Origin of the sequence: Peptacetobacter sp. AB800, from assembly GCF_047807365.1 — a bacterium.
Classification (GTDB): Bacteria; Bacillota; Clostridia; order Peptostreptococcales; family Peptostreptococcaceae; genus Peptacetobacter.
Genome location: NZ_JBLOUI010000007.1, coordinates 1 through 22,185, shown reverse-complemented (window position 1 = coordinate 22,185; position 22,185 = coordinate 1). Strand labels below are relative to the sequence as shown.

The following is a 22,185-nucleotide window of genomic DNA, read 5'->3' as shown; positions in this document are numbered from 1 at the left end:
ATATTTTAATTAGCTGTCTTTTTTGTGTAATTTAATTTTCCACCAGCTTTTATTACTTCTACATCTGAATCTGATAATTCAACTATTACATCAAATTCAAATCCTTTTGTAACATCCTTAACTGTTATTTTTCCGCTTTCTACTTTATTTATAGCGTCATCTATTACAAGTTCATCCATCTGGTCTATTCTGTCGTAATCATCTGGATTTTCAAATACCATAGGTATTATTCCACTGTTTATAAGATTTGCTTTGTGTATTCTTGCAAAGCTCTTAACTATTACGCCTTTTATTCCTAGATAAAGTGGTGCAAGTGCTGCGTGTTCTCTACTAGATCCCTGTCCGTAGTTATCTCCACCTACTATAAATCCACCGCCATTTTCCTCAGCTCTCTTTGGAAAATCTTCATCTATTGTGCTGAAGCAGAATCTAGAAAGATATGGAATATTACTTCTGTATGGTAATAATTTTGCATTTGATGGCATTATATGGTCTGTAGTTATATTATCTCCTACTTTTAAAACTGCCTTTCCTGATACAAATTCAGTAAGTTCTGTATTTAATGGGAATGGTTTTATATTTGGACCTCTTTCCACTTCTACCTTATCTCCATCTTCTGCTGGTTTGATTATCATACTGTCGTCAGTTATAAATCTGTCTACTGATAGATTTTCAAAATCAACTGGCATTTCCATAGGATCTGTAAGTACACCAGTTATTGCACTTACAGCAGCTGTTTCAGGGCTAACTAAATATACTTTAGCTGATAGTGTTCCACTTCTTCCGTAGAAGTTTCTATTGAATGTTCTTAAAGATACTGCATCTGTTCCTGGAGACTGTCCCATACCTATACATGGTCCACATGAATTTTCAAGTATTCTCGCTCCAGAAGATATAATATCTGCTAAAGCTCCATTTCTTGATATCATTTCCATAACTTGTCTTGATCCAGGTGCAATTACTAAGCTAACATCTTTATGAACTTTCTTTCCTTTTAGTATCTGAGCTACTTTCATTAAATCTTCATAAGAAGAGTTTGTACAACTTCCTATAGCTACCTGATTTATTTTTATTTTGCCTATATTTTTTATTGTGTCTACATTGTCTGGGCTGTGAGGTTTTGCTGCCATTGGAACTAATTCATTTAAATTGATATCTATTACTCTATCGTATACAGCATCTGCATCTGGTTTTAATTCCATCCATTCATCTTCTCTTCCCTGTGCTTTAAAGAATTCTAAAGTTTTTTCATCACTTGGGAATATAGATGTTGTGGCACCAAGCTCTGCACCCATATTTGTTATTGTCGCTCTCTGTGGTACAGAAAGATATTTTAGTCCTTCTCCACCGTATTCATATACTTTTCCAACTCCACCTTTTACAGTTTCACGTCTTAATACTTCTAATATGATATCTTTTGAAGCTACCATATTGTTTAATTTTCCTACTAAGTTTACTTTTACTACTTCAGGTGCTTTTATACTATATGCCTTTCCTGCCATTGCAAGTGCCACATCAAGTCCTCCTGCACCTATAGCTATCATACCAACACCACCTGCTGTTGGCGTATGGCTATCTGATCCTAGTAAAGTATTTCCTGGTTTAGAAAATCTTTCAAGATATACCTGATGGCATATTCCATTTCCAGGTCTTGAAAAATATATCCCGTATTTATCTGCCGCAGTCTGTATATATCTGTGGTCATCTGCATTTTCAAATCCCTGCTGAAGCATATTGTGGTCTATAAATGCCACACTTTTTTCTGTCTTAACTTTTTTTATTCCCATTGCTTCAAGCTGAAGATATGCCATTGTTCCTGTTGAATCCTGTGTAAGTGTGTTATCTATTTTAATACTTATAGTATTTCCTGCTTTAAGTTCTCCATCTACTAAATGTTTTTTTAATATTTTATATACGAGATTTTCTCCCATTTTTTCACCCTCTTAATCTATTTTCTAATTATTGAATTTATTTTCTACTTAAGCATTTTCTTCGTCAGCTAATAAATCGTAGTATATTCCTACTATTTCCTTGTCGAATAAAGATCTCTTCATTCTAACTGATACTGATCTTATTTCTTCTAATACTTTTGAAGCCATTTCTGGAGATAATTCTATATCGTATTCATGGAATTTATTTATTACAGCTGCTTTTCCTGAATGTTTTCCTATAACTATCTGTCTCTGTAGTCCGACTTCTTCTGGTTCGAAAGCTTCATAGTTTTTAGGATCTTTTAATGCTCCATCTGCATGTATTCCAGATTCATGTTTGAACATATTGCTTCCAACTATTGCCTTCCAAGCAGGTAATTCTCTTCCTGATGCATTTGATACATATTCTGATAACTCTTTGAATTTTTTAGTATCTATGTCCATATCGTATTTGAAAACATGTTTTAATGCCATTAGTACTTCTTCTAATGCAGCATTTCCAGCTCTTTCTCCAAGCCCATTCACTGTAACACCTATATGATTTGCTCCACCTATAGCACCTGCTATTGCATTTGCTGTAGCCATACCGAAATCGTTGTGAGTATGCATTTCTATATCAAAATTAGTTGCTTTATGAATTTTTTCTATTTTATTTCTTATTGTAAATGGATCCATAACTCCAACTGTATCACAGAATCTAAATCTATCTGCTCCAGCCCGTTTACCAGCTTCTATAAACTGTATTAAGAAATCATCGTCTGCTCTAGAAGCATCTTCACCGTTTATAGATACGTAAAGTCCGTTTTTCTTAGCGTATTCAACAGATTTTACCATATTTTCTATAACCCATTCTCTTGAAGTTCTTAGTTTATTCTGAATGTGTATGTCTGATACTGAAATAGAGATTGCTACAGCATCAACACCACAATCTATAGACTGTTCTATATCACCAATAACTGCTCTGTTCCAAGCCATTATGCTTGATTTTAAATTTCTCTTGCATATTCTTTTGATTGCATCTTTTTCGTCGCCACCCATTGCAGGTATTCCTACTTCAAGCTGGTCAACGCCTAAATCATTAAGCATCTGTGCTATTGTTATCTTTTCATTATTTGCAAAAACAACTCCTGCTGTCTGTTCACCGTCTCTAAGTGTTGTATCCACTATCTTTATCTCTCTATTTCTTAACTTATCAATTACACACATTTTTAATACCTCCTAAATTTTAAACTAAATTCCTTTTTTATTTTCCCTAACAAATTCCCTTTTTAGTGCATTGATTTATTTTTTAGATTTTACACTAATTTATAACTTTTTTGAATTATGCAATTTATTTTTTTAATCTTGCATTTATCTCTTGGATATATAATAGTCCTTTAATAAAAATAAATCAATACCTTTTTGAATTTTATTTTTAATTTCTTGCATTTTTTTGTCTAAAAATCAAATTTTAAGCCTTTTTTTGACAAATACGACGTTTCTAATTGCAATTTGTTATTAATTTTTAATAATTTATCAGCTTATTTTACATAATTTATCCAAATTTAACGCAGTATTAGAATATTATTTTCACATTTAATCAAATAATTTTATTGCAACTATTCATTTTTTATCTCATTTCAATTAAATCCACTCTTTTCGTGTTATAATAATCTATAATGCTTAGTAAGTAATTTTTAATTTATTAAAATTTTATTAAACAAATTTAATTTGAAAGGAAATCAATTATGGAATTTAAAGATTTAAACATAAAAGACGAGATTATAGATATTCTAAAAAAATCAGGAATAACAAAACCTACTCCAGTCCAAGAGGAATGTATTGGAATAATAAAAGAAGGAAGAGATGTCATTGCTCAGTCACAGACAGGAACAGGTAAGACTCTTGCATTCTTAATTCCTACACTTGAAAGAATAAACAAAAATAAAAAGGATGTTTCTGCACTTATACTAACGCCTACAAGAGAGCTTGCACTTCAGATTTCTAATGAAGCTGAAAAACTAGCAGAACCACTAGGATTAAATATATTATCTGCTTACGGTGGAAAGGATATAAAATCTCAGGTAAACAAACTAAAAGGAAACATTCATTTAGTAATAGCTACACCTGGTAGACTTTTAGACCATTTAGATAGAAAAACAATAAGTTTAAAAAATCTAGATGTATTCATATTAGATGAAGCAGATCAGATGCTTCTTATGGGATTTAAAAATGAAATAGATGCAATTCTTAAAGAAACAAACAAGAAAAGACAATCTCTTTTCTTCTCCGCAACTATGGATTCACAGGTTAAAAAACTTGCCTATAGATATACAAATGACCCAGCTTTTATAGAAATAAAAAATCAGGAAGTAACATTAGAAAAAATAAACCAATCTATTGTAAAAACTACAGATAGAAGAAAGTTCGACAGTTTATGCAAAGTTTTAGATGAAGACAATCCTTTTATGGCTATAATCTTCTGTAGAACTAAAAGAAGAGCTGATAAATTAGAGGAAGATATGGGTGCAAGAGGATATAACTGCGAAAAAATACACAGCGATATTTCTCAGGCAAAGAGAGAAAGAATTATGAAGAACTTCAGAAATATGAAAACTCAGTATCTAATAGCTACAGATGTAGCATCTAGAGGACTTGATATAACTGGGGTTACACATATATACAACTATGATTTTCCAGAAACTGCAGAGGACTACATACATAGAATAGGAAGAACTGGACGTGCAGGAGAAAATGGAGATACTTGTGCATTTGTAACAGATAAAAATACAAAAGTACTTGAAGATGTAGAAAGTAAATTGGGATTCAAAATAAAAGTAAGATTTGACGATACAGAAATATAATTTGTAAGATAATTATAAACGGGCTATCACATTAAATTTAGTTAATGTAATAGCCCGTTTTTTAATCTTAATTATTTTACCAAAATTTTACCTTAGATAATCTTATTTGTAAGATTCATCTTTAACTTTGAAGTATCCTTTTGGATGTTCACATACTGGACACATTTCTGGAGCTTTTTTACCAAAGTGTATATGTCCACAGTTAGTACATACCCAAGCTGTAACTTCTGCGTCTTTTTCAAATATTTTTTCTTCTTCGCAGTTCTTTAATAGAGTAAGATATCTTTCTTCATGTTCTTTTTCTATTTTAGCTACTTCTTCAAATAAGTATGCTATATGATCAAATCCTTCTTCTTTAGCTACTTTAGCAAATCCTGCGTACATATCTGTCCATTCGTAGTTTTCACCTGCTGCAGCTGCTTTTAAGTTTTCTTCAGTTGAATTTATTCCATTTAATAATTTAAACCATATTTTTGCGTGTTCTTTTTCATTACCTGCAGTTTCAGCAAAGATTGCACCTATTTCGTTGTAACCTTCTTTTTTTGCTTTTGATGCAAAGTAATCGTATTTGTTTCTTGCCTGTGATTCTCCTGCAAATGCAGTTAATAAGTTCTGTTCAGTTCTACTTCCTTTTAATTCCATTGTAAAACCCCCTTATTTTTTATTTTAAATTTATAGAAACCCCATATTAAAAATATGGGGTTAAATTTACTATATTACACTTAATTTAATATTCTCATATCCTATTCTGGAACTATCATAACTATACATTTAGCCTGTTTTACAACACTTGCTGTAACAGATCCTATCATTCTAGTTAGTCCCTTCTTAGTTGATTTAGTCATAACAATTATGTCTATATCGTCTTCTTTTGCTTTTCTAATTATTTCATCACCTGGATATCCAAATGTGAAGTATACACTAACATTGTATCCTTCCATTATTTCTTCTGCTTTATCTAGAATTTTTCTACCTAATGCTTCAGAATTTTTAATTTCTTCAGATAGTGATATGCCATCTATAAATACTAGTTCTTTGACATTCATTACCTCGATATCTACAGAATCTTTGTCAAATATTCCTTTTATAAACTCTAGAGAATGCATACTTCTTTCAGTTCCGTCTATTGGTACTAATATTTTCTTTTTAGCCATAACACATCTTCCTTTCAAAAATCTAGAATAACTTTTCTAAATTTACTAAAAATTCTTTTATTAATATTATGATAACACTAAAAAACTTTTTTTGCAATATAATCAATAATTTTTAAAATATTTTTTAATATTTGTTTAGTTTACAAATTTTCTATTCATTTTTATCATTAAAACTTAATTATATTGCATTTAATTATTTGTATATTATATTAATACCCATTATGTATTACTTTAATCAGTTATCCTCTTAGAGTTGCTTTTATTCTATTTGTATTGAATACTAATTCAAATGCATCATCAATAGATTTTACAATTATATCACTATGTGATAATAATTTTCCTGCACATCCTTCTCCTTCTATTATGCATATTGATAAATCTGCAACATCAAACATTTTTATATCATTGTATCCATTTCCAAAGCATATACTCTGTCCTGAAAGAGAGCTTACTATTTTTTCTTTGTAATCTGCTGCATCGTGAGTTGGAAATACTTCAACCGATACAGGAAGTTTTTCACATTTTTTCTTAACAGTACCATAGGTATCAGCTGTTAATATATAAATATCTACAAACTCACTAAGTTTTTTTAAATTTTCTTGAGTATTTTCACTCATCTCTCCATTTACAGCAACTGTACCATTGTAATCAAATACAGCATTTTCTATTTCATAATCTCCTCTTCCTGGAATTTCTATTTTTATCATAATCTTCCCCCATTAATATACGCTAATTATCTAAACACTATCGTCTAAATTTTATATTTAATTCTCTTATATTTTCATTTTCAAGCATTTTTTCAAATACTTTAGGATTTATCGTACCTTCATCCACCTGAATTATACATCCACCTAAATCAGTTTTTTCACTTCTCCATTCTAGGTAATCTCCCATTTCTCCAGATTTTATAAGCCATCCTATAAAGTCCATATTTTCAAATTCTTCCATTTTATACTTATCTATATCGCTAGTTTTCACACCATTAAATTCTTTTTCTATATAATACATAAAGTTAGTCATATACTCTATTTTTGTCATATCTTCACCAGTATATCTACTAAACATTGTCATTTCCTTTAGTTTAGAAATATCCTGAACAAGCATATTTACACTATTTTTGTCTGTAAAATATCTAACCCTACTGAAGAAATTTTTCTCTTTAAATTCTTCTATAAAGTCCTTAATCTGTTTATTTAACCGCCATTTTTCAGTATCATCAATTGTTATTGTCGCATCGTATAAATCATCGACTTTAAAAGCACTATTTGTGTATTTTATTGTGCTGTATCCAACTTTCTGAGTAAGCTTAGTTAAGTACTCTTCTCCATCTTCTTCGTATATTAAAAATAGATCTACTCTAGCATCATCTAAAAAAGTTTTATCTTTGCTGCCTTCTTTATATCCACGATAAAGAACTTTTATTCCTGCTCCAACTCTTATTAATTTTCGTTCTTCGTGTATTTCTATTTTTTCTATCATATTTAAAAGTGATTCCACTTCATCTAAAGCAATTTTCATAATTAAATCCTCTTTTCTTGTACTATTTTTATTATGATTTTATTATATCATTCAAAAAATATTACAACAATCTCAAAAAAAAGAAACACATACGAAACTAATTCATATGTGTTTGACAATAAGGTTTTTATAAGTTTTTAATTTATATATTATTTAATGCTATTTTGCATTTTCAATCTTGTTAATTTATCTGATTTCAAGAATTAAATTCCTAATTCCTGCTGAACTAATTCCTCAAATCTTTCAACATTTTTTACTTCACTTGGCTCAAATTCGCTTTTATATTCGCTATTTGATAATTTTATTGCTAAAACTACGCCCCGTAGCTGTGTACAAGTGGCTCAACCAGATTGCACACTTTCATATCTTCTTTTTGAAAGTATCTTCTTTATATCTTCTAGCTTTTCAACTGACTCATCTTTTGAGTTATATACATATACTTCATTATCCTCTGTGAATATAAACACTCTATCTTCTTTGTCTATAGTAGACACTTTTTCTTTGATATTTAAGCTTTCTATAGCCTTGTTTTTCTTTTCATTTAATGCATCTCTTTGCGCTTGTATTATACTTGCCTCTCTTTTTGATTTCATAAATGAATAAATAAGCATTGCAACGAAGACAATTAATATTACCTGAATCATACTTCTCCCCCCTTATTTAAACAAATATATTAAAATATACTGTTTCGATTATATTTAACTTATACCCTCTCTTTATACCCATAAACATTTTTCTATAAAAAAAGAGATAACTATAGATTTTTCCAATTTATAGTTATCTCACTAAATTAACTTATTTACTTTTCACTCACAAAACTAGTTTTTCCATCTTTTATTTCGACATTTATTTTTCCAACATTAGGTTCTCCACTAATCTTTTGTACTTTATTTCCATTTTCGTCGATTATATACCAAGTTTTATCCTTTTCCATACCAACTATTCCATATTTTTTATCATTATCTTTAATTATATCCGCTGATTTTATATCTGCGTATTTTGTTTTTGCTATATTCCCATTGCTTGTATTAATTATGCTGTACTCCCCAGCTTGATATGCTATTATTAAATTTGACATTGTAAACTCTACCCTGCTTACATTGCCTAAAATAGTATTTTTGTCTTTATCTAATATAGAATAGTATCCATCTTCTTCATCTACAGTTACATCATATCCATTAATAAAATCTTTATTTACAATCAATGATGTATTCAGCATAGATTCTCTTATCTTATGTACTGTTTCACCACTTTTTTCTATACTCTGATTTATACTATTTGATATTTGCTCTGCTTTTTCTGCTTTTTTACTCTCTACTTTTAAAAACATCCCAGATACAGCCACCGCTATACCCAACATAAATACCGGCGTCCTAATTCCAACTATATATCTCCGCTTTGTATCTTTATCTATAGCTCTTGCAACCTTGTATAGATTGTATTTTCTAGCTATTTCAGACATTTTCTTTTCTGTGTATAGTGTATCAGCATAAGATTTATTTACCATTATTTCCTCAAATCTAGTTTTAAAATCAGGATGCTCTAGATATGATTTTATATATGAGTTTGATAAAATCAATTTAAACATTTCCATATTTATTTTTTTAGGAATTTTCTTTTCTATATAATCCAAGAAATACATCATCTGATCTACTTCATCATCTCTAGTTCTTTCGTTATATATCTCATTAAAGATTTCTCCGTCTTTTGATTTTTTATTATTAGAACTATTTGTTTCAGATTTTTTATTAGTTTTTTCTTTACGATTATCTTTTATTTTAAAATCTTCTTCTTCTAAATTTGAATAGTCAATCTCTATAGACTTATTTTCTTCTTTCTTATTAACTTCAATAACTTCATCAGTACTTTTATTTGTATTTATACCAATTTCTAGATCCTCATCATCTAACACAGATTTACTAGCATATTTCATAGCCCATTGATACGCCTCTTGAACTATTTTAAATTCTTCCGGATAATCCTCAGGATGATATACCTTTGTTTTTTCAGCATAAGCCTTTTTAATTTTTTTCTTGTCAGTTGTCGGATCTATCCCCAAAATATCCCAAATACTCTCTATCACGACAAGCGACCTCCTGTACCATCTATTATTTTAATATCTTTCTCTTTAATATCTTTTTCCTCTATATCCTTATCTTCAATACTATTGTCATCTATTCCAAAATCGGAAAATATATCTGATTCATTAAACTCTGAAATACTATCAAATACATCTAATAACCTATCCATTTCTTCTACAATTTCTCTCTTTTTCTGTATATTATTTACACAATCTTTGTACATAATTTCAAGAGATTCCATTCTTTCTTGAAGCATACGTTTCAATTCTGGAGATAATTCTTTATATATTCTCATTGCTCTTTCAATACATGCTTCATACTCTGGATTGCTATTTAATTTTATAGATATCTCCTTAATAGCATTTAACTGGTTACCCTCTTTTATAGACTCTAGTTTTTTATCATCCCCTATTATAAATACACTTTTTTCACCTGTTGATATTATTTCTACTTCTACATATAGCATACTATTTATATCGTATGAATATGTTATATTGAACTGCTCATTTTCTTTATAATTTCTAGGTATTTTTACCTTTGTATGCCCAAGAAGAATATTGTCATTTTCGTACATTTCTTCTCCTTGATAAACAGATATACTTATATTATTTTGACCTCTTCTATATGCTTGAAGAGTTACAGTTCTACTTGAAGGCAATACTGTATTTTTAGGTATTATAACTTTTGCTAAAGGTTTACTTGAATCAGATTCATTTACAATAGGTGTACTAAGTGAAAATGGACAAATATCTGTAACGACTAAATCTTTTACTTCACTACATCTTTGTTTTATTCCTAGATATTTTCCAAGTCCCATAGCAACCATATAGTCTATATCTTCAGCTGACTCAACTGGTATTTTCAATAATTTTTCTAAATAATCTCTAACTATAGGCATATAGCTAGATCCACCTACCATTATCATTCTATCTATATCAGAAGGGACAAATCCACTGTCTTTTACAGCCCTTCTTATAACCTCTCTTATCTCATCTAAAATAGGTTTAGATATTAGAGATAGTATTTCATTTGTAATTTTCACTGAATATAATTTTCCTCTTATAGATAGGCTCATAGTTGCTTCTTCATTATCTTGTAATGCTATTTTCGCTCTTTCAGCTGCTAAGAATAAACTTTCTTTTTCTGCTCTTAAAAGAGAATTGTAGTCAATTTTATTTTGTTGACAAAAATGCATTGCAATTGCTTTATCAAAATCAATTCCACCTAATTGATTATTTCCAGCTATCGAGCATATACTGACTACATTTTCAAAACAATCTACAACAGAAACATCTAGAGTTCCTCCTCCAAAGTCAAATACTACAAATGTTTCAAATTCATCTTCGTGGCAGGCAATAGCTGCTGCAGATGGCTCATTTATTAACCTATCAACCTTTACTCCTATAATTTCTCCTGCTAGTTTTGTAGCCCTTCTCTGCTTTGCATTGAAATACGCAGGTACACTTATAACAACTTCTTCTACTTTTTCATTTAGATATTTTTCTGCATCATTTATCAGTTGTTTCAGTACTAATGCAGATAATTCCTGTGGAAGATATTTATTTTTACCAAGCTTTATTGTTTTGTTAGTACCCATATCTCTTTTAAAAAGAGACGTTGTATTTTCTGGATTTGTAACTAACTTTTGTTTAGCTATTTTCCCAACTATAAGCTCGTTGTTTTCTATTGTAACTACACTCGGAGTTAGATATTCGCCAAATGAATTAGGTATCATCTCTACTTCTCCATTTCTAAAAACAACAGCTATACTATTTGTAGTTCCTAAATCTATACCTATCACAGCCATAATATCAACGCTCCTTTTCTTTTTTATTCTAAATTGTACCAGTTATCAAAACTTTTATCCCCATTATTAAAAATATCAATCCAAGTATAAATCCTGTGTATATGTATATTGATGGTTTTCTATTGTATCTCATTTGACTTGGATCACTTGGGTTTATATAAACAGTATGAATTTCACTATCTTGATATAATTTCATAGCTCCTTCATACATAGAATTATCTGATTTTATCTTGTATTTTCTACCATTGTAATTAAAGCTCATTATAGGGAAGTAAATACTACTTCTTCCGGTTTTCTCTATAAATCCTTCTAATTTTGCATCAACGGCTTGATTACATTTTAATATAGTTTTTATCTCCTCTACACCAGCATATACCATAAATCCACCAAAAGTTATTCCAATAAGTGCAAAACTTGCCCTTCCAGAACTATCTAGTCCAGTTGCAAGAAATACTATTCCAAATACCGTAATAGCAGCTCCAACTTTCCTAGAGTCCTTTTCACTTTTGCTGTATCTACTGCTAGACATAGCTATTATAAAAATTCCTAGTCCAATGATAAGTAATCCTATCTTAAGCATACCAATCCCCCCGAACTCATCTCTTTTTTTTATTATCTCATTTATTTTTATCTAGGTAAACGTTTTTTTATAACATATTTTACTTATTTTATTATATTTTAAAATAATTAATTTCATTTTAAAATTATTTTAACCTTATTATAATATTATTTTGTTTTAATAGTATTTGAATTTATAAATATTATTAATAAATTTTGAAAAGGAGAATTTAATTTATGAAATTTGCAAAAAAAATAATTAGTTTGGGATTAGTTGGGATTATAGGTATAGGAGTTTTAACTGGATGTCAATCTAATAATACAGAGTCTAACAATTCAAAGACTGAAGCAACTCAAACTCAGGACGAAAACAAAGAAGAAACAAAGCCTTCTAATGATGTTTCTTTAGAAAAACAGTCAATAGGACTTGAAAAAGTATCAAATGCTAGACAGCTTGGTGGGTATGTTACAGAATCTGGTAAAAAAGTAGTAATGGATAAGTTAATAAGAAGTGGAAAACTAGCCGAAGCAACTGATTCTGATATACAGAAATTAAAAGACTTAAATTTATCTACTGTGGTTGATTTTAGAACAACTGATGAAATAGGTAAAGAACCTGATCCAGAAATAGAAGGTGTGAAAAATGAACAGGTTAAGATATTAAATGAAAATGTAGATAACAACACAACTAAGGCAACTACTAAAGTTTATGATAACCCAGCGGAAAGTTTATTAGAAATGTATCGTAATGGCGTGTTAAGTGATGATATGTACAGTTCTGTACTTAATGATGAAACTGCTCAAAAAGGATTTGCTCAATTTTTCCAGATACTCTTAGAACAGGATGCCGACAAAGCTATCCTATGGCATTGTACTGGTGGTAAAGACCGTGCTGGCTCTGCATCTGCACTATTATTAAGTGTTTTAGGTGTAGATAGAGAAACTGTTTTAGATGATTTTGAATTAACTAATGAATTCCTAGCAGATAGAATTTCATATATGCAAGGAGAAGCAAAAAAATTAACTGACAAACAAGATGAGATAGATGGAGTTGGAAAATTAACTGGAGTAGACAGAAGTTTCATGGAAAAAGCTCTTGCAGAATTAGATGAAAAATATGGCTCTCCTACAGAATACGTAAAACAAGAATTAGGACTTTCAGATGAGGATATCCAAACTTTACAAGATAAATACCTTCAGTAAATAAAAACCTATAGACCTTTTAATTGGTCTATAGGTTCTTTATTTTATAATTTATTACATATCTCTAAGTATTTTTTTAAATTGGAATATAAATAATATACTAGTAAATAACACAGCTAGTATATCAGCTATTGGTTCTGCCATATATACAGCCATAGTTTTATTTTCTAAAAATCTAGGCATAATATATATTAGCGGTATTAGAAGTACAAATTTTCTCATAACCGCTACCATTATAGATCCCTTTGCATTTCCAATAGATGTAAATGTCATCTGGCAAGCAACCTGTATACCAAATAACATTAACCCTCCCATATATACACGAAGAGATGTTTCTGTAAATGCTATTAATTCTGGACTTGTTGTAAACATCTTTACAAATACCTGTGGCACCATCATAACAAGTAGCCATAATAACGCAGAGTATCCAACACTTATTTTTACTAAAAGTAAAAATGTTTCTTTTACTCTGTTTCTATTTTTTGCACCAAAGTTAAAACTTATTATAGGTTGTGCACCCTGCCCTATTCCCTGAAGTGGTAATAATGCAAACTGCATAACACTAGTTAATATCGTCATAGAGCCTACAGCTATATCTCCTCCGTATTTTAATAAAGATGAGTTAAAACATACAGCTATAACACTTTCACTAGCCTGCATTATAAATGTTGAAAGACCTAATGTCATGCATGGTACTATTATATTTCTTTCTATTTTTAAATATGTTCTTTTTAATTTTATCTTTGTCTTTTTCCCTATTAAAAAATACATAATCCATATACAAGAAAGCGCCTGTGAGATTATAGTTGCTAAAGCTGCTCCTTTTACTCCCATATCTAACACAAATATAAATATTGGATCTAGGATTATATTTGATATAGCTCCTATTAAAACAGATAACATTCCTATTTTGGCAAATCCTTGAGCTGTAATAAATGCGTTCATTCCCAATGTAAGCTGAACAAATATTGTTCCTATTGAATATATATCCATATACTCCGTTGCATATTTAATAGTATTTTTACTTGCTCCAAACAAAAGTAATATTTTTTCATTGAAAATCAATAAAATAGCAGTTAGTATTATTGATATTATTATCTGAGTTGAGAAACAATTTCCTAATATTTTTTCTGCTTTTTCTGAATTTCCTTCTCCCATAGAAATACTTGCAAGAGGTGCTCCTCCACTCGCTATTAATGCTGCAAATGCAGACACGATAATAATTATAGGCATACAAACTCCTACTCCAGTCAATGCCAAATCTCCAACATTTGCTATATGCCCAATATAAACTCTATCCACTATGTTGTATAACATATTTATAACCTGAGCTACAAGTGTAGGTAATGCCAATTTAAATAATAAACCTTTTATAGGTTCCGTTCCTAAAAAATCATCTTTCTTTTCCATACGTTCTCCTATCTAAATTTAGTAATTTATAATATTTTACTATTTCACTTCTTATTTTAGACAAAATATTAAGGTAGACTTAATGATATACAAAATCATCTAATCTACCTTAATATGTTTAATTATTATAAATTCTTCTTATTATAATTCTTCTCCGTTAGATTCTATAACTTTTTTGTACCAATAGAAAGAATCTTTTTTATAACGATTTAATGTTCCACTTCCATCGTTATTTTTGTCTACGTATATAAATCCGTATCTCTTTTTCATCTCACCTGTAGACGCACTTATTAAATCTATACATCCCCAGTATGTGTATCCTATTAAATCTACACCATCTTCTATAGCATCGCTCATTGCTTTTATATGTTCTTTTGTGTATTCTATACGGTACTGGTCGTGTACACTTCCATCTTCTTCTAATTCATCTATAGCTCCAAGACCATTTTCTACTACCATAAGTGGTAACTGATAGCGTCCATATACTTCATTTAAGAAATATCTAAGTCCCTGTCCGTCTATACTCCATCCCCATTCACTGTATTTTAAATAAGGATTTTTAGCTCCAGTTGTAAAGTTCCCTTTTGCTTTTTCAGCATTTTCATCTTCTGTGACACATCCTGATGAATAGTAAGAGAATGTAATCATATCAACAATACCTTCTTTTAAATCTATGAAATCCTGTTCTTCGGCTTCTAGTTTAAAATCATATTCTTTCCAAAGTCTCTGTGCATAGTATGGATATGCTCCTCTTGCCATTGTATCTAAGCAGTAGTAGCAATCTTCCTGCCAATGTTTCTGGCAAGATATTATATCATCTGGATTACATGTTAATGGATAATTACATACCCCACCTAACATAGCTCCAACTACCATTTCTGAATCTACTTCATGTGCTGCTCTAACAGCTCTTGCACTCGCTACAAACTGGTTGTGTAATATCTGCATTGCTTCACGAACTTTAGAATCAGGATAATTTGGTATAAATGTACGCATTAATATTGGGCTGTTTATTTCGTTGAATGTTAGCCAATATTTTACTAATCCCTTATATTCTTTAAATAGCACTTTTGTGTATTTTTCAAATAGATCTATTAATTCTCTATTGCTCCATCCACCTAGTTCTTCTTCTAAGTATAAAGGCATATCGTAGTGGAATAGAGTTACTAGAGGTTCTATATCGTATTTTCTTAATTCTTCAAATACTCTTCTATAAAAATCTAATCCTTCTTTATTTGGTTCTTCTTCTATTCCTTTTGGGAATATTCTAGACCAAGATATAGACATACGGAATACTTTGAATCCCATTTCTGCAAATAATGCTATATCTTCTTTATATCTATTGTAAAAATCTATTCCCTCATGAGAAGGATAGTAGTAACCTTCAAATACTGTTCTGCGTGCTCCTTCTGGTAACTGTTCAAACATTGAAGCTTTACCAGGTTCACCGTCTTTTGATATATATGTTGTATATCTAGGCTCAGATACAGTTCCTGCTGTAACAGTATCAGAAACTGTCATTCCTTTACCACCTACATTCCATGCTCCTTCGCACTGATTGGCAGCTACTGCGCCACCCCATAAGAAATTTTTTGGAAATGCCATTTTATCCCACTCTCCTTACTTCACTATTTTTAACATAGCTTCACCTTTTTTATGATGCTCATTATCTATTTCTAAAACGTCTAAATAATCAAATGTATTAGTTATTATTACAGGGATTTCACAAGAATATCCTTCTTTTTCTATATTTTCTTTTTCAAAGGAAACTAATAGCTGTCCTGCTTCTACCTTATCTCCTGCTTTTACATGAGATTCAAAATATTTTCCTTCTAGAGACACTGTATTTATCCCTATATGTATTAATATTTCACAACCATCATCACTTAATATACCTATTGCGTGTTTAGTAGGGAAGATAGTTTTTACTTCACCATTAACTGGAGAGCAAACTTCACCATTATCTGGAACTATTACACATCCTTTTCCAAGTGCTTCACTTGCAAATGCATCATCTTCTGATTCTGATAATGGTTTTATAGTACCATCCATAGGCATTAATATTGTTTCTCTAACATTTACTATTTTTTCTTCGTTTTTTTCATTTGTTTTTTCTTTTTTATTTGTATCTATATCTGATTTACCAGAATTATTTCCTTCTAGGTAATCGTAGTCTGAATCTTTGTATATTGCCATTGTTAATACTAATGAAACTAAAAGAGGTATTACTACCATCATAATTATTCCCATAAAATTAACATCAGTTGGACTTACAAATCCTAATAAACCTATAATTCCCATACCTGCATAAGAATACATTTTTATTCCCATTAAAGCTACGATTATACCACCTACTGCACCACCTATGCAGTTAACTACGAATACTTTTTTTCTTGGTAGTGTTACTGCATATGTAGCTGGTTCAGTTACACCAAATATTGATGATATAAACGCTGGTAATGCTACTTCTTTTAATTTAATGTTTTTAGTTTTTAGATAAACTGCTAATACTGTACCAACTGTTGCAAATGTAGCTGGATATGAAAGTGCTAGCATCTGGCTTGGATTTCCTGCAACTAAGTCCATAAAAGCTACAACTGTTAAAACACCGTGTATTCCAAACATAACAAATACCTGCCATAATCCACCAATTATTATTCCTGCTATTAATGGAGAGAATTCACATATAGAAGTAAGTGTTACGTTTAATCCTGTACCTATTAAATTAGCTACTGGCCCTATTATTATGAAAGTTAGTGGGAAACTTATTAATAATGTTAATAAAGGAGTCATAAATCCTTTTATCATTTTAGGCATATATCTGTCTATAAACTTATATAATGGTGCTGCAAATAATAAACCAAATAATATTGGCATAAATGTTGAAGCATAAGTAGTGTTTATATTATGTCCAAAGAAATCTAAATCTACATTCTGTATAGTTGGATAACACATAGCAGCTGCTAGTATTAATCCAAAGAATGGATCTATTTCGAATTTTTTAGCTAAGTTGTATCCTAACATTAATGGTAGGAAGTAGAAGAAACAATCTCCCGCTGCATTTAATAACATATATGGTCCAGATTCTGGACTAATTCCTAATATAGTTAGTACAACTGTTAAACCTTTTATAATCCCGCAAGCGCATAGAAGATTTAGTACTGGTCCAATCCCTCCAGATATAACATTTAGAGCTCTATTTAATAAACTCTGTTTCTTTTTATCTGACTTGCTATTATCAACAATAGCATCTGCGCTCATTCCAAGCTGTTTTAGAACTTCGTTGTATACATCTGTTACATGTTCGCCTATTACAACCATATACTGGTCTATAGATTTTGATTTTACAACTGTAACAACTCCATCCATATTTTTTAGTACTTCATCATTCGCTTTTGATTCATCTTTTAATTTGAATCTTAGACGAGTAACACAATGTGTTAAACTCTCAATGTTTTCTTTTCCGCCGACATTTTCTATTATGTCTGCTGCTAGTTTTGTGTAGTTTTCCATTTTTTCTCCTCCGTCTTAAGTATAAAAACTTATCTGAAGGTTTAGCCAACTTAATGTTACCATCCTTTGTCAAAATAAAGTTACCTGTTTAATTTGATTTTATTTTTTACTCTTCATTTTGACTTTTATATATAACACGCTCTATATGAATTGTCAGGTATAACTGTTCTTCCTTTGATAATTCATATTTATATTTGCGTGATATAAACTCTGTAATTCTTTCAACACAAGCGTATGAAGATGCATATTTAACTTTTACAATATCTAATAGATCATCCTCATCTGTGTCTTTTATAATTTTGTCTGAAAGCAATCTCTGTGCAAAGAATTTTAAATGTGTTATAAATCTATAATAATATACAGAATCTGTATCAAATTCTACAGAAAAATGATATTTCACTATATTTGATATTTCCTGCATTATCTTTGTTATTTCAATAGTTTGATGCATATCGTCATTTTCCATACCTGCATTCACTATATGTAGTGTTATAAAACCTGCCTCATCTTCTGGTAGAGATACATGCAGTTTTTCATTGATTATATTCAGTGCTTTTAATGCAAGCTGAAACTCTTCTGGATAAAATCTCTTGATATCCCAAATCATATAATTTTTTATTGTAATACCATCTAAAAATCTATTTACAGCCATATGAATATGGTCACTTAAAGAAATATATATTGTGTCACTTATTTTTTTACCAGATTCAAGTTTAATCATATCTATTATCTCATCAGCTACTTCTAAATATGGAAGAGGTATATCTGATACTATTTCCTGGAATCTTTTATTCTTAACTTTATCCTTTAAAATAAATACTTTATTTACTTCTTTTTCATCTACAAAATCTCCACTTTTTTTCTTAAAAGCTATTCCCTTGCCACATACAACTTGTTCTATTCCATTTTCATCTTTTATAATAACTACATTGTTATTTAAAACTCTATCTATAATCATTTAAATCTCTCCTTTCGATAAGATTTGCTTTTTTTTTAACAAAAAAGACCTACTTACATATGTAGAAAAATTAGCATTTCTTTTTTATTAAAAGAATATTATTTTCTATATATGTAAATAGGTCTAGCTTGAATTAACAATTACCATCCTATTGAATCCTTTTTTATTGTAATATAAGTTTTTTATTTTGTCAATCGTTTTCATTTTATTATTATATAATTCTTTTATTCCTATAATTTATTACTTTCGATAGAAAATAAAAAAGAGATGTATACAGTAATTTTCTGCAACATCTCTTTGTCTTCTTCACTTTATTATTCAGTTATTTCCCAGTTGTGGTAAACGTCCTGAACATCGTCATCATCTTCAAGCATGTTTATTAATTTTTCCATAGCATTGCACTGACCATCTTCTGTTAATTCAGTAGTTGTCTGAGGTATCATTTTAACGTCAGCTGATATAAATTCGTATCCAGCTTCTTTTAATGCATCTCTAACTGCTGCAAAGTCGTTAGGTTCAGTTATTACTTCGAATCCATCTTCTTCAACTATGAAATCTTCTGCTCCAGCTTCTAAAGCTGCATCCATTAATTCTTCTTCGCTTACACCATCTTCAGCTGCAACTAATATCTGTCCTTTTCTATCGAACATGAAAGATACGCATCCTGAAGTACCTAAGTTACCACCATTTTTATCGAAGTAGTATCTTATGTTACCAGCTGTTCTATTTTTGTTGTCAGTAAGTGCGTTAACTATTACTGCAACCCCACCTGGTCCATATCCTTCATATACTATTGTTTCGTAGCTTTCAGAGTTTCCAGCACCTGTACCTTTTGCTATAGCTCTATCTATATTATCATTAGGCATGTTGTCAGCTTTAGCTTTTTCTATAGCTGTTTTTAAAGCTGCATTGTATTCTGGATCTCCTCCACCATCTTTAGCAGCAACTGCTATTGCTCTAGCATGTTTTGTAAATACTTTTGCTCTCTGAGCATCCTGTTTTCCTTTTCTATTTATTATGTTTCCTATACGTCCCATAATTCCACTCCTTCTGTTATTTACTCACCTTAAAATTCTATCATAAATTTTTGCAATAGTAAATTAGAATTTAGGTGGTTTTGCAGCAGTATGTCTTTTGTGTTCACTATTTCTGTGTAATCTGTCTATTATTTCAAGATGTTCTGCTGGTACTTCATCTCTTCTGCCTTCTAAAACAGCATCTATATATTTGTATGTAGTTCCCATTTCGTTTTCGTCAGTCTGTCCTTCCCATAGTCCAGCTGATGGAGCTTTATTTATTAAATCTTCGTGTATTCCTAATTCTTTAGCCCATTCAAATACTTCACCTTTTGTAAGGTTTGCAAGTGGAAGTATATCAACACCACCATCTCCATGTTTAGTAAAGTATCCTGTGTGAAGTTCTGCTGCATTGTCTGTTCCTACAACTAAATATCCTAAATCATTTGCTATTGTATATATTGTGCTCATTCTTATTCTAGCTCTAAGATTAGCATCTGTCATTCTTAGATATTCTTCTTTAAATAATCCTTTTTCTTTTAGATTATTTGTCACTGTATCTAATATTAATTTGTGTGGTTCTGCTAATTCAAGATCCATGTATTCTATTCCACATCCATCTATAACTTTCATAGCATCTACTCTATCTGCTGGATTTGATTTTATACTCATTATTACACCCATAGAATCATTTGGGCATGCTTTTTTAATAAGATATGCCACAACTGCAGAGTCTATACCACCAGATACACCAACTATTAATCCTCTAGCATGTGCTTCTTTTACTTTGTCCTGTAACCATTCTACTGTTTTTTCAATCTGTTCTGCTCTAGTACTCATTTTTTCCCCCATTAATCAAGTATTATTTCTCCATTATTTTCACTTAAATAGAATTCCTCACCAAATGAAATATTTGCTGTACCATTTGTTATATCAGTTATTCTATCTTTAAGCTTTTGTGTATCTTCAGGTTTAGAATATATTATAAATTCTACATCTTCAAGATATATAGTATCTTTTACAAAATATCCTAAGTTCATTATTTCATTCTGAACTCTACCTATCTGATTGTAGTCTACTTTTATTTTAACTTCTTGATACCATATTCTATCAATTATTTTTCCTGCTTCTAAACCAATTTTGGCTCCTCTTGTATATGCTCTTACAAGTCCTCCTGCTCCTAGCTTGATTCCACCAAAATATCTAGTTATTACAACTACAACATTTCTTAAATCTTCTTTTTTAATAACCTCAAGTGCTGGTATTCCAGCTGTTCCCTGTGGTTCTCCGTCATCGCTGTATCTCTGAATATTCATAGTAGGTCCTACTGTATAAGCCCATACATTATGAGTTGCATCTTTATGCTTTTTCTTTATTTCGTCGACAAATTCAACAGCTTCTTCCTCACTATTTATAGGTTTTGCATATCCTATAAATCTCGATCTCTCTTCTGTGAATTCATCACATCCATATTCGTAGATAGTTCTATACGAATTCATAGAAATCCCCTTTCAAATTCTTATTTTTCAAAGTCAAAAATATTTATTCCTGTTTTTTCATCAAGTTTACGACCTATTTTTTTATCAAATACAGTTACAAATATTTCACTTGTAGCACCTATAATTGCTTTATTTAAGTGGCCACTATGCACCTCATTTTTTTCTGGATCACCTATAGTTATATGCATATGTAAATATGGTTCTCCATCTTTCTGAGTTATATTACCCATAAATGAACCAACTTCATAAAGTCCAGTATAAGAAGTTACTTTATACTCTTTTGTTTCTATATTATATAATCCTAATTCTGCTAATTTTGTAGCACCTATTCCAGAAACTGCTGCTGAAGTAATATTTTCTTTTTTACAAAGTTCTGTTAACTTTTCCATTACCTCTTCATCATAGTCTATACGAACTGCTATTGTGTTTCCTGATTTTATATATTCCATTTTGAAACATCTCCTCTTTTTTATATTTAACTACTATATTTTATTATATATTAGTTTTATAAATATGTGAACGCATAAAAAGGAACCCCCCAGTAAAACTGGGGGTTCTTCATTTGACGCCTATAAGGCTCAACTTCCAGCTACGCTTCAAAGCGTATGTCGGTCCGCCACTCGCTAACTACTTCTGGTTACCCGTAAACGGGTCCACTACGTCAAGCGTTAGCTGTTCACTCATCATATCTTCT

The 22,185-nt window shown here is 30.4% G+C and carries 20 protein-coding genes; 2 read left to right on the top strand and 18 right to left on the bottom strand.

Annotation, left to right across the window (positions count from 1 at the left end):
* Window positions 1-5: 5 nt before the first annotated feature.
* Together ACK2WN_RS04030 and nifV are read right to left on the bottom strand one after the other, a co-directional pair.
* Window positions 6-1,931 (bottom strand): aconitate hydratase, encoded by a 1,926-nt coding sequence (locus ACK2WN_RS04030; protein ID WP_416154903.1) that lies wholly within the window; start codon window positions 1,929-1,931, stop codon window positions 6-8.
* Window positions 1,932-1,979: 48 nt separating this feature from the next.
* Window positions 1,980-3,137, bottom strand: a complete 1,158-nt coding sequence (gene nifV / locus ACK2WN_RS04025; RefSeq protein ID WP_416154902.1) for a homocitrate synthase — start codon at window positions 3,135-3,137, stop codon at window positions 1,980-1,982.
* Between the two features lie 521 nt (window positions 3,138-3,658).
* On the opposite strand from nifV, the gene ACK2WN_RS04020 reads away from it, so the two are divergent.
* Window positions 3,659-4,774 carry a DEAD/DEAH box helicase gene (locus ACK2WN_RS04020; RefSeq protein WP_416154901.1) on the top strand — a complete coding sequence of 372 codons (1,116 nt, stop codon included), beginning with the start codon at window positions 3,659-3,661 and terminating at the stop codon, window positions 4,772-4,774.
* Window positions 4,775-4,876: 102 nt separating this feature from the next.
* Here ACK2WN_RS04020 and rbr read toward each other — a convergent pair whose 3' ends face one another.
* The 8 genes from rbr to ACK2WN_RS03980 all read right to left on the bottom strand — a co-directional run bounded on the left by rbr (window position 4,877) and on the right by ACK2WN_RS03980 (window position 11,914).
* The gene (gene rbr / locus ACK2WN_RS04015) at window positions 4,877-5,416 is read right to left on the bottom strand and encodes a rubrerythrin (RefSeq protein ID WP_329999038.1); all 540 of its coding nucleotides are present in this window, start codon (window positions 5,414-5,416) and stop codon (window positions 4,877-4,879) included.
* Window positions 5,417-5,517: 101 nt separating this feature from the next.
* The gene (locus ACK2WN_RS04010) at window positions 5,518-5,928 is read right to left on the bottom strand and encodes a universal stress protein (protein WP_201416781.1); all 411 of its coding nucleotides are present in this window, start codon (window positions 5,926-5,928) and stop codon (window positions 5,518-5,520) included.
* Between the two features lie 239 nt (window positions 5,929-6,167).
* Window positions 6,168-6,635 carry an ATPase P gene (locus tag ACK2WN_RS04005; RefSeq protein ID WP_329999040.1) on the bottom strand — a complete coding sequence of 156 codons (468 nt, stop codon included), beginning with the start codon at window positions 6,633-6,635 and terminating at the stop codon, window positions 6,168-6,170.
* Window positions 6,636-6,672: 37 nt separating this feature from the next.
* Window positions 6,673-7,446 (bottom strand): hypothetical protein, encoded by a 774-nt coding sequence (locus tag ACK2WN_RS04000; protein WP_416154900.1) that lies wholly within the window; start codon window positions 7,444-7,446, stop codon window positions 6,673-6,675.
* 341 nt (window positions 7,447-7,787) lie between these two features.
* Window positions 7,788-8,090, bottom strand: coding sequence for a hypothetical protein (locus ACK2WN_RS03995; RefSeq protein ID WP_300530299.1), 303 nt, complete (start codon window positions 8,088-8,090; stop codon window positions 7,788-7,790).
* Between the two features lie 155 nt (window positions 8,091-8,245).
* Window positions 8,246-9,529 (bottom strand): DnaJ domain-containing protein, encoded by a 1,284-nt coding sequence (locus tag ACK2WN_RS03990; RefSeq protein ID WP_416154899.1) that lies wholly within the window; start codon window positions 9,527-9,529, stop codon window positions 8,246-8,248.
* Window positions 9,526-11,334: an Hsp70 family protein gene (locus tag ACK2WN_RS03985; RefSeq protein ID WP_416154898.1), complete on the bottom strand. Its 1,809-nt coding sequence runs from the start codon at window positions 11,332-11,334 to the stop codon at window positions 9,526-9,528. Before ACK2WN_RS03985 ends, ACK2WN_RS03990 begins: the two co-directional genes overlap by 4 nt.
* Window positions 11,335-11,362: 28 nt before the next feature.
* Window positions 11,363-11,914: a DUF3592 domain-containing protein gene (locus tag ACK2WN_RS03980; protein ID WP_416154897.1), complete on the bottom strand. Its 552-nt coding sequence runs from the start codon at window positions 11,912-11,914 to the stop codon at window positions 11,363-11,365.
* A 215-nt stretch (window positions 11,915-12,129) separates the two neighbouring features.
* On the opposite strand from ACK2WN_RS03980, the gene ACK2WN_RS03975 reads away from it, so the two are divergent.
* Window positions 12,130-13,095: a tyrosine-protein phosphatase gene (locus tag ACK2WN_RS03975; RefSeq protein ID WP_300530307.1), complete on the top strand. Its 966-nt coding sequence runs from the start codon at window positions 12,130-12,132 to the stop codon at window positions 13,093-13,095.
* 54 nt (window positions 13,096-13,149) lie between these two features.
* On the opposite strand, the gene ACK2WN_RS03970 is transcribed toward ACK2WN_RS03975, so the two are convergent.
* The 8 genes from ACK2WN_RS03970 to ACK2WN_RS03935 all read right to left on the bottom strand — a co-directional run bounded on the left by ACK2WN_RS03970 (window position 13,150) and on the right by ACK2WN_RS03935 (window position 21,940).
* Window positions 13,150-14,505, bottom strand: a complete 1,356-nt coding sequence (locus tag ACK2WN_RS03970; protein WP_416154896.1) for an MATE family efflux transporter — start codon at window positions 14,503-14,505, stop codon at window positions 13,150-13,152.
* Window positions 14,506-14,646: 141 nt separating this feature from the next.
* Complete coding sequence (locus ACK2WN_RS03965; protein ID WP_416154895.1) at window positions 14,647-16,110, bottom strand: glycoside hydrolase family 1 protein; 1,464 nt, start codon at window positions 16,108-16,110, stop codon at window positions 14,647-14,649.
* A 15-nt stretch (window positions 16,111-16,125) separates the two neighbouring features.
* Window positions 16,126-18,018, bottom strand: a complete 1,893-nt coding sequence (locus ACK2WN_RS03960; RefSeq protein WP_416154894.1) for a beta-glucoside-specific PTS transporter subunit IIABC — start codon at window positions 18,016-18,018, stop codon at window positions 16,126-16,128.
* Between the two features lie 106 nt (window positions 18,019-18,124).
* Window positions 18,125-18,976 (bottom strand): BglG family transcription antiterminator LicT, encoded by an 852-nt coding sequence (gene licT / locus ACK2WN_RS03955; protein WP_118548640.1) that lies wholly within the window; start codon window positions 18,974-18,976, stop codon window positions 18,125-18,127.
* A gap of 314 nt (window positions 18,977-19,290) precedes the next feature.
* Window positions 19,291-20,013, bottom strand: coding sequence for a YebC/PmpR family DNA-binding transcriptional regulator (locus ACK2WN_RS03950; RefSeq protein ID WP_300530319.1), 723 nt, complete (start codon window positions 20,011-20,013; stop codon window positions 19,291-19,293).
* 63 nt (window positions 20,014-20,076) lie between these two features.
* A complete protein-coding gene (nadE, locus tag ACK2WN_RS03945; RefSeq protein ID WP_416154893.1) occupies window positions 20,077-20,832 on the bottom strand; it encodes an NAD(+) synthase in 756 nt (251 codons plus the stop codon).
* An 11-nt stretch (window positions 20,833-20,843) separates the two neighbouring features.
* Entirely contained in the window at window positions 20,844-21,491 is a 648-nt protein-coding gene (locus tag ACK2WN_RS03940) for a YigZ family protein (protein ID WP_416154892.1), read from the bottom strand.
* 20 nt (window positions 21,492-21,511) lie between these two features.
* Window positions 21,512-21,940: a PPC domain-containing DNA-binding protein gene (locus tag ACK2WN_RS03935; RefSeq protein WP_416154891.1), complete on the bottom strand. Its 429-nt coding sequence runs from the start codon at window positions 21,938-21,940 to the stop codon at window positions 21,512-21,514.
* Window positions 21,941-22,185 lie beyond the last annotated feature (245 nt).

Excerpts from the sequence above, each read along its gene's own strand:
- licT (WP_118548640.1), bottom strand. The coding sequence starts at position 18,976 with ATGATTATAGATAGAGTTTTAAATAACAATGTAGTTATTATAAAAGAT.
- ACK2WN_RS04000 (WP_416154900.1), bottom strand. The coding sequence starts at position 7,446 with ATGAAAATTGCTTTAGATGAAGTGGAATCACTTTTAAATATGATAGAA.
- ACK2WN_RS03960 (WP_416154894.1), bottom strand. The coding sequence starts at position 18,018 with ATGGAAAACTACACAAAACTAGCAGCAGACATAATAGAAAATGTCGGC.
- ACK2WN_RS04020 (WP_416154901.1), top strand. The coding sequence starts at position 3,659 with ATGGAATTTAAAGATTTAAACATAAAAGACGAGATTATAGATATTCTA.
- ACK2WN_RS04010 (WP_201416781.1), bottom strand. The coding sequence starts at position 5,928 with ATGGCTAAAAAGAAAATATTAGTACCAATAGACGGAACTGAAAGAAGT.
- nadE (WP_416154893.1), bottom strand. The coding sequence starts at position 20,832 with ATGAGTACTAGAGCAGAACAGATTGAAAAAACAGTAGAATGGTTACAG.
- ACK2WN_RS03940 (WP_416154892.1), bottom strand. The coding sequence starts at position 21,491 with ATGAATTCGTATAGAACTATCTACGAATATGGATGTGATGAATTCACA.
- ACK2WN_RS03965 (WP_416154895.1), bottom strand. The coding sequence starts at position 16,110 with ATGGCATTTCCAAAAAATTTCTTATGGGGTGGCGCAGTAGCTGCCAAT.
- ACK2WN_RS03970 (WP_416154896.1), bottom strand. The coding sequence starts at position 14,505 with ATGGAAAAGAAAGATGATTTTTTAGGAACGGAACCTATAAAAGGTTTA.
- nifV (WP_416154902.1), bottom strand. The coding sequence starts at position 3,137 with ATGTGTGTAATTGATAAGTTAAGAAATAGAGAGATAAAGATAGTGGAT.
- ACK2WN_RS03935 (WP_416154891.1), bottom strand. The coding sequence starts at position 21,940 with ATGGAATATATAAAATCAGGAAACACAATAGCAGTTCGTATAGACTAT.
- ACK2WN_RS03975 (WP_300530307.1), top strand. The coding sequence starts at position 12,130 with ATGAAATTTGCAAAAAAAATAATTAGTTTGGGATTAGTTGGGATTATA.
- ACK2WN_RS03995 (WP_300530299.1), bottom strand. The coding sequence starts at position 8,090 with ATGATTCAGGTAATATTAATTGTCTTCGTTGCAATGCTTATTTATTCA.
- rbr (WP_329999038.1), bottom strand. The coding sequence starts at position 5,416 with ATGGAATTAAAAGGAAGTAGAACTGAACAGAACTTATTAACTGCATTT.
- ACK2WN_RS03950 (WP_300530319.1), bottom strand. The coding sequence starts at position 20,013 with ATGGGACGTATAGGAAACATAATAAATAGAAAAGGAAAACAGGATGCT.
- ACK2WN_RS03985 (WP_416154898.1), bottom strand. The coding sequence starts at position 11,334 with ATGGCTGTGATAGGTATAGATTTAGGAACTACAAATAGTATAGCTGTT.
- ACK2WN_RS04005 (WP_329999040.1), bottom strand. The coding sequence starts at position 6,635 with ATGATAAAAATAGAAATTCCAGGAAGAGGAGATTATGAAATAGAAAAT.
- ACK2WN_RS03980 (WP_416154897.1), bottom strand. The coding sequence starts at position 11,914 with ATGCTTAAGATAGGATTACTTATCATTGGACTAGGAATTTTTATAATA.
- ACK2WN_RS04030 (WP_416154903.1), bottom strand. The coding sequence starts at position 1,931 with ATGGGAGAAAATCTCGTATATAAAATATTAAAAAAACATTTAGTAGAT.